Raw genomic sequence first — 12,348 nt, 5'->3', positions numbered from 1 at the left:
GACGGCCGGACGGCCGCGCCGGCCCGCGCCGGGCCTACGCGCTGAGCGCGTCCTTGAGGGCCTGCTCCATCGCCTCGACCGGAGCGACCCGTGCGGTCATGAGCCGGACCTGCTCGACGGCCTGGTGCAGCAGCATCCGCTCCCCGCCGACCGCCACGCCGTCCGCCCGGCGCCAGGCCACCGTCAGCGCCGTCGGCCGCGGCTCGTAGACCACGTCCAGGAGCACCCCCGGGACGCCGGCCCGGGCGTCGAGCTCGCGTGCGAGGTCGTCGGCCGCGTGCGCGGGCAGCGTCGACACGACGAGGTCGACCGCCGCGAGCTCGGCGGCGGCCGTCGACAGCAGCGCGAACCGCGGCTCGACCCCCATCCGGTGGGCGGCCCGCATGAGCCCCCCGATCCGGCCCAGCGAGCGCACGTAGACGACCGGCGTCGGGCAGCCGAGCTGCGCGAGGGCGGCGAGGGTCGAGGCGGCGGTCGCACCGGCACCGAGCACGGCCGCGATCGGGGCCACGGGGGCACCACGGGTGACGTCCGCCGGGTGCTCCCCCGCCGGGGCCCGAGCCAGTCCCTCCCGCAGCGCCTCGACCAGGCCATACACGTCGGTGTTCGCCCCGACCAGCACGCGCCCCGCGCCTGCGCCCTGGATCAGCACGGTGTTGACCGCGCCGACCACGCCGGCGAGCGGCTCGATGTGGTCGAGCAGGGGCAGGACGGTCTGCTTGAGCGGCATCGTCAGGCTGAGCCCGGCCCACGTCTCGTCCAGACCGGTCACGAACTGCGCCAGCTGCTCCGACGTCACGTCGACGGCGTCATACCGCCAGTCCGCGAGCCCGAGCGCTGCGTAGGCCGCCCGGTGGAGCGTCGGCGAGAGCGAGTGGGCCACGGGGTGACCCAGCACAGCCGCGCGGTGAACGACCCCCTGAACGTCGCTCACCCGGCGTTCGCGGCCTGCCACTCGCGCAGCTTCTGCACGTTCGCGTCGTGGTCGGCGAGGTTGTTCGCGAACAGCGTCTCCCCGGTGTCGAGGTTGACCGCGACCCAGAACAGCCAGTCCCCCGGCGTCGGGTTGAGCACCGCGTTGATGGACTCCTCACCCGGCGAGGCGATCGGCCCCGGCGGCAGGCCCGTGACCTTGTACAGGTTGTACGGGCTGTCGCTCTCCTTGTCCGCGTTCGTCAGGCCGGTCCCGGGCTTGCCGAGCCCGTAGGCGAGCGACGCGTCGATGTCGAGCTTCATCTCACGCCCGAGCCGGTTTTCGATCGCCTGCGCGATCTTGGCGCGGTCCTCGGCCGAGCGACCCTCGCGCTCGACGAGGGACGCCTTGATCAGCACCGTCTGCCGCTGCTCGGGCGGCACCCCCGCCTTGTCGAACACGGCGACGGTCTGCGCGACCATCTGCGTCAGGATGCTCGTCGCCGTCGACCCGGGCTCGAACGAGTACGTCGCTGGGAACAGCCACCCCTCGATCTTGCCGCCCGCCTCGGCCGGCAGACCGATCGCCGGGTCCGCGGACGCGGCCGCCAGGTCGGCCACCGGGATCGTCGTGACCGCCGACACCCGTTCGTAGATCTGCGCAGCGGTGAGGCCCTCCGGGACAGTGACCTTGTACGAGACCCGGCGAGCGGGGTCGAGCAGCGCCACGACGGCGTCGTCCCCGGTCATCTCGAGCATCAGGTCATACGAACCGGGCTGGATCGACGCCGCGTCGGGGTTCGCGCGGTAGGCCGTGGTGAACGCCTTCTGGGTCGCCACGACGCCGGCGTCGGCCAGCGTCGCGCCGATCGCGGTGCCGGTGTCCCCCGGGTTCACGATCACCTGGACCGAGCCGTGGCCCGGACCGGGAAAGTCCGACACGGCGTCCTTGGACGAGCCGTTGAACATCGGCGAGACGAAGTCGAACACCACATAGCCGCCCGCGACCACCAGCAGCGTCGCGAGAACGAACAGCACCGTGGTGCGACGACGACGGCGCCGCTTGGCCGCCTTGCCGGCGGTGCGGCGGCGGGACCGGGTCGCCGGTGCCGGGGCAGCGGCAGGCTGGGGGGATTCGTCGTCGGCGAAGATCTCGCTCACCGCGCTCTTCCCTCCGTTCTGCACGGCCGGCCACTGCATGCCGCCCGTCTGCTCGCCCGGTTCGTCGCTACGCACTCTCACCGCTCCGTTGCCTTGCCGTTGTCCGATGGACCGTGCCCAACCGTCCGGGACCGGTCTCCTTCGACCAGCTCCCCGGCGCGTGACCCCGTGACGCGTTCCTTCTCCAGAGCGGATTGCAGGATCACCACGGCGGCCGCCTGATCGACGACCTGCCGGTGACTGCGACCCGATCTTCCCGACTCATGCAACGCCCGATGCGCGGAAACCGTGCTCATCCGCTCATCCACCATGCGCACCACGACGGGTGCGATAGCCGTTGCCAGCGCCCCAGCGTAGTTCCGCGCGGCCTCAGACGCCGAACCCTCTGCTCCGGACAGGTGCACCGGCAGCCCCACGTAGACGATGACGGCGCCCCGTTCGCCCACCTCGCGCACGATCCGGGCCAGCGAGGTGGCGCGCGGCAGCGTGTCGATCGGGGTCGCGATCAGACCGTCCGGGTCGCTCGTGGCGAACCCGACCCGGACCGACCCGACGTCGACCCCGAGGCGTACCCCGCGGGCGACCCGACGGTGCGCCTCGCCCGCCGGGGCGCGGACGCCTCCGGCTGCGGCGGGCACGTGGTGACGGTCTGCGTCGTCCGCCAACTCAGGCCCCGACCTCGGCCGAGATCCCCGCGAGAGCCGCCCCGAGCGCGGCCGCGTCGGTGCCACCGCCCTGCGCCATGTCGTCCTTGCCGCCGCCGCCACCGCCGAGCACCTTCGAGGCGGTCCGCACGAGCGCACCGGCCCGGATCCCGGCGGCCCGAGCGGCCGCGTTGGTCACGACGATCACGAGCGGGCGCTCCTTGCTCACCCCGCCGATCGCGACGACGGTCGCCGCCGACTCGCCGAGCCGGCTACGCAGGTCGAGCGCGAGCGCCCGCAGGTCGTCGGCGGAGGCGACCTCGCCGGCGTCGTGCACGACGACGCGCGTGCCGTCGCCCGACGTCGTGGCCCCGGCCACGAGCTTCTCCGCGGACAGGAGCAGGTTGGCCTGGTTGAGCTGGGCGAGCTGCTTCTCGGCATCCCGCAGCCGGTTCACGAGCGCGCTCACGCGGTCCGGGAGCTCGTCCGTGCGCACGTTGAGCAGGCCCGTGAGCTGGCCGACGAGCGCGTGCTCCTTGGCCTGGAACCCGTAGGCACCATCACCGACGAGCGCGTCGACGCGGCGCACGCCCGAGCCGATCGACCCCTCGCCGAGCAGCGTGACCAGCCCGAGCTGGCCCGACCGGGCGACGTGCGTGCCGGCGCACAGCTCGCGCGACCAGGCGCCGCCGATCGACACGACGCGGACGCGGTCGCCGTACTTCTCCCCGAACAGCGCCATGGCGCCCGTGGCGCGCGCGGCGTCGAGCGACATGATCTCTTCGGTGACCTCGAGGTCCTCGGCGAGCTGGGAGTTGACACGCTCCTCGATCTCGGCCAGGGCGCCGGCGGGCAGGCCGGTGCCGTGCCGGAAGTCGAACCGGATGCGGCTCGGCGCGTTCTCGGAACCGGCCTGCGTGGCCGTGTCGCCGAGCGTCTCGCGCAGGGCCTTGTGGACCATGTGGGTCGCGGAGTGCGCGCGGCTGATCGCCTTGCGCCGCGCGAGGTCGATCTCGCCGAAGCCCTTGTCGCCGACCGTGACCGTGCCCTCGATCAGGCGGCCGCGGTGCACGGACATGCCCTTGATGGGCGCCTGCACGTCGGCGACCTCGATGGTCGCGCCCGAGTCGAGCAGGATCGTGCCCTGATCGGCGAGCTGGCCGCCGGCTTCCGCGTAGAACGGCGTGCGGTCGAGCACGAGCTCGACGTCGGCCGGGGCCGACGCGGTGAGCGCCGGGACGCCGTCGACCAGGAGGGCCTGCACCTGCACGCGGGCGGAGGTCTGCGTGTAGCCGAGGAACTCCACCGGCGCGGCGAGCTCGCTCTGGAGCTGTTGATACGCGGCGGTGCCGGCGATGCCGGTCTTCTTGGCCATCGCGTCGGCGCGGGCGCGCTGGCGCTGCTCCTGCATGAGCGCCCGGAAGGCCTTCTCGTCGACGGCGACGCCCTGCTCGGCCGCCATCTCGAGGGTGAGGTCGATCGGGAAGCCGTAGGTGTCGTGCAGCGTGAACGCCGCCTCGCCCGACAGGGTGGGCGCCGTCGGGGACTCGGCCTTGACCCCGGCCACCGCCGTGTCGAGGATCGTCGTGCCGGACGCGAGCGTGCGGCGGAACGCCTCTTCCTCGGCGTACGCGATCCGGCTGATGCGCGCGAAGTCGGTACCGACCTCGGGGTAGGAGCTCTGCATCGCGTCCCGCGAGACGGGGAACAGCTCGCCGAACGTGCGGGCCTCGACGCCGAGCAGGCGCATGGACCGCACCGTGCGTCGCAGCAGCCGGCGCAGCACGTAGCCGCGGCCCTCGTTCGAGGGCACGACGCCGTCGCTGATGAGCATGAGCGCCGAACGCACGTGGTCGGCCACGACGCGCATGCGGACGTCGTCGTCGTGGTTGGCACCGTAGGTGCGGCCCGAGATCTTCTGCGCAGCGAGGATCACCGGGAAGATCTCGTCGATCTCGTACATGTTGTCGACGCCCTGGAGCAGCAGCGCGACGCGCTCAAGGCCCATGCCGGTGTCGATGTTCTTGTGCTCGAGCTCGCGGACGACCCGGAAGTCCTCCTTGCTGCGCACGTCGTCGATGACGTACTGCATGAAGACCAGGTTCCAGATCTCGAGGTACCGGTCCTCGTCGGCCACCGGGCCGCCGTCGGCGCCGAACTCGGGACCGCGGTCGACGTAGATCTCCGAGCAGGGACCCGCCGGGCCGGCCGCACCCGTGTGCCAGTAGTTGTCCTTCTTGCCGCGGCGCTGGATGCGCTCGGTGGGCAGGCCCGCGATCTCCTGCCAGAGCGCGATCGACTCGTCGTCGTCCTGGTAGACGGTGACCCAGATGACCTCGGGGTCGAACCCGTAGCCGCCCTGATCCTGCGGGGTGGTGATGAGCTCCCACGCGAACCGGATGGCGCCGGCCTTGAAGTAGTCACCGAAGGAGAAGTTGCCGTTCATCTGGAAGAACGTGCCGTGCCGGGTGGTCTTGCCGACCTCCTCGATGTCGAGGGTGCGCACGCACTTCTGCACGCTGGTCGCGCGCTTCCACGGCGGGGTGCGTTCGCCGACCATGTACGGGATGAACGGCACCATCCCGGCGACCGTGAACAGCAGGGACGGGTCCTCGGAGATGAGGGAGGCGGAAGGCACGACGGCATGGCCTCGGCTCGAGAAGAAGTCGAGCCAACGCTGGCGGATCTCGGCGGTGCGCATTTATACCTCAAGGTCGGTCGAGTGCTACGTGTTCCGGGGCAGAGCCCCGGGGCGAAGGGTCTGGGGGCTAGAAGAACGAGTAGCCGAGCTCGCCGTCACCGGGGTCCTGGGCGATCTCGCCGGCGGGAGCGGTGCGGGTCGGCAGCTCGCCGGTGGGGGTCGGGTCGGTATGCCGTCCCGGCCGGGTCTTGGCGTCCGACGACGCGGGCCAGGACCGGCCGTGGCCGGTCCCGCGCTGCTGGTGACGGTCGGCACGCCAGGAGTCGGCCCGCTCGCGTGCCTCGTCGAGGTCGACGTCGCCAAGCAGCTCGTGGCGCAGCTCGGCCTCGCGCTCGGCGAGCCCGGCCGAGAACTCGCTGCGCGCCGAGCGCAGCGCACCGCCCAGCCCGCTCACGACACCTGCGGCCTGCGCGACGCCGGGTGGTGTGTGTGCGTCGATGAGACCGCGCACCTTGCGGATCACGACGACGGTCACCACGGACCCGACACCGATCCAGAACAACCGCTTCATCGTGGCGACCGTCCCTGGCCGGTCAGGCCACCGAACGCGCGGCGCACCGCGTAGGAGAAGGCAGCGACCTTGACCATCGGGCCGCCGACGGTCGCGGCGAACAGCGACGTCAGGGCGGAGACGTTCTCGCTGACCGACACGGCCGCGGTGGTGATCGAGTCGACCCGGGTGAGCTGGACGTTGGTCGAGGCCACGGTCGCCGCGGTCTCGTCGAGGATCGGCACCGAGTGGTCGGTGAGCTCCTTGACCGACAGCCGGGCCTCGTCGAGCACCCGGCCGAGCTTGACGAGGGGCACTGCGAGCACGCCCACGAGCAGGACGAACGCGATCGCCGCGATCAGTCCAGCGATGTCTCCGACGGACATGTTCTGCTCCTCCACACCGTTGCGCTCCGGACCGCACCGACACCGAGGCGGACCGCCTGAAACCTTACCTGGATACGCAAACACCCCGTTCGCGGCCGGTAAGGGCTGCGAACGGGGTGCTCAGCGGGAGATCAGCGTGCGTAGTACTCGACGACCAGCTGGACCTCGCAGGTCACGGGAACCTCGACGCGCTTCGGGCGACGCGAGAGCACGGCGGTCAGCTTCTCGAGCTGAACCTCCAAGTACCCCGGCACGGCCGGAAGGACATCGCGGTGCGCACCGGCGGCGGCGACCTGGAACGGAACCATGCCCTGGCTCTTCGCCTTGACCTGGATCGTCTGGCCGGGCTTCACGCGGAAGGACGGCCGGTCCACGATCTCGCCATCGACGAGGATGTGACGGTGCACGACGTCCTGGCGGGCCTGGAGGATCGTGCGGGCGAAGCCGGCGCGAAGGACGAGCGCGTCGAGACGCATCTCGAGCAGCTCGACCAGCGACTCACCGGTCAGGCCCTTCTCCTTGCGAGCGTCTTCGAACGCACGGGCCATCTGCTTCTCGCGGATGCCGTACTGGGCGCGCAGACGCTGCTTCTCCCGAAGGCGGACGGCGTAGTCCGACTCGGTGCGGCGACGGGCGCGGCCGTGCTCGCCGGGCGGGTAGGGGCGCTTCTCGAAGTGCTTGACGGCCTTCGGCGTGAGGGCAAGCCCCAGCGCACGGGAAAGCCGCACCTGACGGCGCGAACGGGTCACACTGCTCACTTGCGTTACATCCTGTCGTTGTAGACGTCACACCCGAGTCGGAGTGGTTCCGGCGGGCGTGGGGCCGACCTGTGTGCGCGATCGCTCGCGCGGCTAAGGCCCCAGGGGTGCCATGGGACCGCACGCAAACGCGCAGCCCACCAGACAACCCGAGAATCCTACCGCACCCCGGTCCCCCACCCCACCCACCACTCCCCCAGCGGATGGTCGGAAGAGCGATCGGCGGGCTAGTTCGAGTCGAGGATCGCGCGGATCTTGGCCAGACGGTCCGCGACCTGACGTTCGAAGCCGCGGTCGCTCGGCGTGTAGTACCGCGTACCCACCAAGGGGTCCGGGAGGTACTGCTGCGCGGCGACGGCGGCCGGCTCGTCGTGCGCGTACTTGTACGCCTGCCCGTGCCCCAGACCCTTCGCGCCGGCGTAGTGCGCGTCGCGCAGGTGCGGCGGGACCGTGCCGATCTTCCCCGCCCGCACGTCCGCGATCGCGGCGTCGATCCCGCGATAGGACGCGTTCGACTTCGGCGCCGTCGCGATGTGCACGACCGCCTCCGCGAGGATGATCCGCGCCTCCGGCATCCCGATCAGCGCGACCGCCTGGGCCGCCGCGACCGCCGTCTGCAGCGCGCTCGGGTCGGCCATCCCGACCTCCTCGGCGGCCGCGATCACGATCCGCCGGGCGATGAACCGCGGGTCCTCCCCCGCCGAGATCATGCGCGCCAGGTAGTGCAGCGACGCGTCGACGTCCGACCCGCGCATCGACTTGATGAACGCGCTGATCACGTCGTAGTGCTGGTCCCCGTCGCGGTCGTAGCGCACGGCGGCGACGTCGATCGCCCGCTCCATCGTCGCCAGCCCGACGACGACGGCGTGCCCCGGCTCGCTCGAGCCGTCCCCGCCGGCCGCACCACCGTCGACCTCGGTGCCGACCGGCTCGGGCACGCCGTCGGACAGCGCTGCCCCGGCCGCCGCCTCGAGGATCGTCAGGGCCTTGCGCGCGTCGCCCCCGGCGAGCCGCAGGAGGTGCTCCTCGGCGGCGTCGTCGAGCACGATCGCCCCGCCCAGGCCCCGCTCGTCGGTGAGCGCGCGGTGCACGAGCACCCGGACGTCGTCCGTCTCGAGCGGGCGCAGCGTGAGGAGCAGCGATCGGGACAGCAGCGGCGAGATGACCGAGAAGCTCGGGTTCTCGGTCGTGGCGGCCACGAGGGTGACCCACCGATTCTCCACGCTCGGCAGGAGCGCGTCCTGCTGCGCCTTGGTGAAGCGGTGGACCTCGTCGATGAACAGCACGGTCTCGCCGCCGCCGGTCGCGAGTCGCCGTCGGGCATCCTCGATCACGATGCGCAGGTCCTTGACGCCCGCGGTCACCGCCGAGAGCTCGACGAACCGGCGGCCCGACGTCGCCGCGATCAGGTAGGCCAGCGTCGTCTTGCCCGTTCCCGGGGGACCCCAGAGCACGATCGAGGTGGGTGCCGCGCGTCGCGAGCCGTCGTCGGGCTCGACCAGACGGCGCAGCGGGGCGCCCGCGACCAGGAGGTGATCCTGGCCTGCGACCTCGGCCAGGGTGGCGGGTCGCATCCGGACGGCGAGCGGGGCGTTGAGGGCCACGGACGGCAGTCCGTCCGCGGTGGTGGTGGCGGCGTCGAACAGATCCATGCGCCGAGCGTACGCACGCTGGGGAGTCTCACCCGACCTGCCGCGGCGCTTCGATGGCACCCGGAGCCGTGCACCTGAGATGATCGTCCGCGTGTTCGAAAGCCTCGGTCGTCGCATAGCCCGCCATCCCCGCCGCACGATCGGTGTGTGGATCTTGTTGACCACGCTCGGCTTCGGCCTCGCGATCTTCGGGGTCACGGGGCAGAACCTGTTCGACCGTCTGACCACAGGCGAGCCCAACGTGCCCGGCTCCGACAGCCAGGTCGCGAGCCAGCTCGTGAGCGACGCGTCGATCAAGGGTGCTCAGCTCACCCTCGTGCTCGACGGCGTGCCGCCAGGTGCGACCGGCGTCACCGAGGCGATGGCCCCGGCGCACAAGGACCTCGCCGCGATCCCCGGCGTCACGACGGTGATCGACCCGCTCGTGCTCCCTGATGGCCCGGCCAACCCCGCCGCCGCACCCCTGATCGCGACCGACGGCAACGGGTTCCTGGTCATCGTCGAGCTCGACCCCACCCTCGAGAAGGACGCGCAGGCGACCGCGCTGGCCGAGGTCGAGCAGCGCCTGGGCGAGATCCCCGCGGACCTTGCCACGGTGGCGCCCGACGCGACCGGGATCGTCGGTGGCGAGTCGCTGATCGTGGACACCATCACCGGCCAGGTCGAGAAGGACCTCACGACCGGTGAGGCGATCGCGCTGCCGATCGCGCTGCTCGTGATGGTGTTCGTCTTCGGCGGCTTCCTCGCCGCGTCGATCCCGATGGTGGGCGCGATCGCGTCGATCGGAGGCGGGCTGGGCGTGCTGCTCGGGTTCTCGTACTTCATGGACCTCGAGTCCTCGGTCGTCAACATCGTCACGATCCTCGGGCTGGGCCTGTCGATCGACTACGGGCTGCTGATCGTCTCGAGGTTCCGCGAGGAGCTGCACAAGCTGGTCGACGGCGATGTCGTGGTCCACGAGCGCGCTCGGCGCCGCGGCGACCGCGAGGTCACCGAGGCCCTGATGCGCACGATGGGAACCGCGGGGCGGACCGTCGCGTTCTCCGCGCTGACCGTCGCGATCGCCATCTCCGGGCTGCTGGTGTTCGAGCCCCAGATCCTGCGCTCGTTCGGCCTGGCGAGCGTCGCGGTGATCCTCATCGCCATCGGCACCGCGCTCACGCTCGTGCCCGCCATGCTCGCGGTGTTCGGCCGCCGGCTCATCCAGCCCGGGATCATCAGCCGGATCCCCGGGCTGCGGACGGTCCTGGCACGGACCGCCGACGTCCAGAGCGAGGAGGGCATCTTCTCCGCGCTCGCCGCCCGGGTCCAGCGCCGACCGTGGTGGGTGCTGGGCGGGGTGCTCGTCGTGCTCGGGGTGCTCGCCGTGCCGCTCACGCACATGGAGCTGCGCAACTCCACGGTCGAGCTGCTGCCGGCCGGCAGCGTCCAGCGCGACTACATCGGTGAGCTCGCAAGGAACTACCCCGCGGCGACCTCGCCCGCGGTCGTCGTGGTCGCGCAGACGTCGCTCGAGAAGGCGACCGCCTGGTCCAAGGAGCTCGCCGGGCTCGACAACGTCGCGTCGGTCGAGACACCGATCCCACTCGGGTCCGACGTGCTGATCGGCGTGCGCCCGGACACGAAGGACGCCGGGAGCAAGGTGGCGCGCGACGTCGTCCTCGACGTGCGTTCGCTCGACCCGGGGTTCCCGACGCTCGTCGGCGGACAGGCCGCCGGTCAGATCGACTTCACCAATGCGCTCGTCGACCGCGCGCCGTGGGCCGCCGGGATCGTGATCCTGGCGACGTTCGTGCTGCTGTTCCTCATGACCGGATCGGTCATCATCCCGATCAAGGCGCTGATCACGAACGTGCTCTCGCTCGCCGCGTCGCTGGGTGTGCTGGTCTGGGTGTTCCAGGACGCCCACCTGTCCGGGTTCCTCGGGTTCATCTCGACCGGCGGGATCGAGACCTACGTCGTGGCGCTCGTGATCGCGTTCGCGTTCGGGCTCGCGATGGACTACGAGGTGTTCCTGCTCTCGCGGATCAAGGAGCTGCACGACGCCGGCTACTCGAACAACGACTCGGTGCGCCTCGGTCTGCAGCGGTCCGGCCGGATCATCACGTCGGCAGCGGCGATCATCGTCGTGGTCTTCACCGGGTTCGTGTTCGGCAAGCTGCTCGTGATCAAGGAGGTCGGGTTCTCGCTCGCCGTCGCCGTCCTCATCGATGCCACCCTCGTGCGGCTCCTGCTCGTGCCCGCGACGATGACGCTGCTCGGCAAGTGGAACTGGTGGGCGCCCGCCTTCATGAAGCGCATCTACGCCCGGCTCGCGATCACGCACTGATACGCGCGCAGCCGGGCGGAATACTCGCCCGGCCCCGACCGTTCTTCTCGATGTACATGCAGATGCATGGATCTATCGAAGGAGCGCGACATGCAGTTCGGCATCTTCTCCGTCGGGGACGTGACCACCGATCCCACCACCGGCCGCACTCCCACCGAGGTCGAGCGCATCAAGGCCATGGTGACGATCGCACGCAAGGCCGAGGAGGTCGGGCTCGACGTCTTCGCGTCCGGCGAGCACCACAACCCGCCGTTCGTGCCGTCATCCCCCACGACCCTGCTCGGCTACATCGCCGCCAAGACGGACCGCATCCTGCTGTCGACCGCGACCACCCTGATCACGACCAACGACCCGGTCAAGATCGCCGAGGACTACGCGATGCTCCAGGTGCTGGCCGACGGCCGCGTCGACCTGATGATGGGCCGGGGCAACACCGGCCCGGTGTACCCGTGGTTCGGCAAGGACATCCGCACCGGGCTCCCGCTCGCCATCGAGAACTACGCGCTGCTGCGCCAGCTGTGGGACCACGAGGTCGTGAACTGGCACGGCAAGTTCCGTACGCCGCTCGAGGGCTTCACCTCCACGCCGCGCCCGCTCGACGGCGTCGCACCGTTCGTCTGGCACGGCTCGATCCGCAGCCCCGAGATCGCCGAGCAGGCCGCCTACTACGGCGACGGGTTCTTCCACAACAACATCTTCTGGCCGATCGAGCACACGAAGAAGATGGTCCAGTACTACCGCCGCCGGTTCGAGCACTACGGCCACGGCAGCGCTGACCAGGCGATCGTGGGCCTCGGTGGCCAGGTCTTCATCCGCCCCAGCTCGCAGGCCGCGGTGAAGGAGTTCCGCCCCTACTTCGACAACGCGCCGGTCTACGGGCACGGCCCCTCCCTCGAGGAGTTCACCGCGCAGACACCGCTCACGGTCGGCAGCCCGCAGGAGATCATCGACCGGTACGCGTCCATGCGCGACGAGGTCGGCGACTACCAGCGCCAGATCTTCCTCATGGACCACGCGGGGCTCCCGCTCAAGACCGTCCTGGAGCAGCTCGACCTGCTCGGCGGCGAGGTGGTACCCGTCCTGCGCAAGGAGATGGCGGCCCGACGGCCCGCGCACGTGCCCGACGCTCCCACCCACGCCTCGATGGTGGCCGCGCAGCGCGCCGCCGGTATCGCCGCACCGGACCCGCTGCACGCGGGCGGGGACCGTTGGACAGGTCGCGCCGCCGAGGACGACGACGCCGCCCGGCGTGCCCCCGCCGCACCCGGACGACCCTGACCGACGAACCGCATCAAACCTCCGATGGACCGATCGA

General features: G+C 71.1%; 10 protein-coding genes. 2 read left to right on the top strand and 8 right to left on the bottom strand.

All coding sequences use genetic code 11. The annotated features are described in order from the left end of the window. Positions 1–34: 34 nt before the first annotated feature. The 8 genes from VTA80_RS20170 to VTA80_RS20135 form a co-directional block, all read right to left on the bottom strand. Positions 35–934 carry a shikimate dehydrogenase gene (locus tag VTA80_RS20170; RefSeq protein ID WP_407342849.1) on the bottom strand — a complete coding sequence of 300 codons (900 nt, stop codon included), beginning with the start codon at positions 932–934 and terminating at the stop codon, positions 35–37. After that, positions 931–2,148, bottom strand: coding sequence for an endolytic transglycosylase MltG (gene mltG, locus VTA80_RS20165; RefSeq protein ID WP_407342848.1), 1,218 nt, complete (start codon positions 2,146–2,148; stop codon positions 931–933). Before mltG ends, VTA80_RS20170 begins: the two co-directional genes overlap by 4 nt. 2 nt (positions 2,149–2,150) lie before the next feature. After that, complete coding sequence (ruvX, locus tag VTA80_RS20160; RefSeq protein WP_407342847.1) at positions 2,151–2,711, bottom strand: Holliday junction resolvase RuvX; 561 nt, start codon at positions 2,709–2,711, stop codon at positions 2,151–2,153. A gap of 28 nt (positions 2,712–2,739) precedes the next feature. Then, positions 2,740–5,418, bottom strand: a complete 2,679-nt coding sequence (gene alaS / locus VTA80_RS20155; RefSeq protein WP_407342846.1) for an alanine--tRNA ligase — start codon at positions 5,416–5,418, stop codon at positions 2,740–2,742. 67 nt (positions 5,419–5,485) lie between these two features. Beyond that, positions 5,486–5,929: a hypothetical protein gene (locus VTA80_RS20150; RefSeq protein WP_407342845.1), complete on the bottom strand. Its 444-nt coding sequence runs from the start codon at positions 5,927–5,929 to the stop codon at positions 5,486–5,488. Beyond that, positions 5,926–6,294 (bottom strand): DUF948 domain-containing protein, encoded by a 369-nt coding sequence (locus tag VTA80_RS20145; RefSeq protein ID WP_407342844.1) that lies wholly within the window; start codon positions 6,292–6,294, stop codon positions 5,926–5,928. Before VTA80_RS20145 ends, VTA80_RS20150 begins: the two co-directional genes overlap by 4 nt. A gap of 131 nt (positions 6,295–6,425) precedes the next feature. Next, on the bottom strand, positions 6,426–7,052 hold the full coding sequence (rpsD, locus tag VTA80_RS20140; protein WP_407342843.1) for a 30S ribosomal protein S4: 627 nt from the start codon (positions 7,050–7,052) through the stop codon (positions 6,426–6,428). Between the two features lie 227 nt (positions 7,053–7,279). After that, positions 7,280–8,704, bottom strand: coding sequence for a replication-associated recombination protein A (locus VTA80_RS20135; RefSeq protein ID WP_407342842.1), 1,425 nt, complete (start codon positions 8,702–8,704; stop codon positions 7,280–7,282). Positions 8,705–8,795: 91 nt separating this feature from the next. On the opposite strand from VTA80_RS20135, the gene VTA80_RS20130 reads away from it, so the two are divergent. Beyond that, positions 8,796–11,033: an MMPL family transporter gene (locus VTA80_RS20130; protein WP_407342841.1), complete on the top strand. Its 2,238-nt coding sequence runs from the start codon at positions 8,796–8,798 to the stop codon at positions 11,031–11,033. 90 nt (positions 11,034–11,123) lie between these two features. Further along, a complete protein-coding gene (locus VTA80_RS20125) occupies positions 11,124–12,311 on the top strand; it encodes an LLM class flavin-dependent oxidoreductase (RefSeq protein ID WP_407342840.1) in 1,188 nt (395 codons plus the stop codon). The last annotated feature ends 37 nt before the right edge of the window (positions 12,312–12,348 follow it).

Source organism: Pengzhenrongella phosphoraccumulans (genome assembly GCF_045689905.1).
GTDB classification, from domain to species: Bacteria; Actinomycetota; Actinomycetes; order Actinomycetales; family Cellulomonadaceae; genus Pengzhenrongella; species Pengzhenrongella phosphoraccumulans.
The sequence above is the reverse complement of the archived record's forward strand: the minus strand, read 5'-3'. Positions and strand labels throughout refer to the sequence as shown.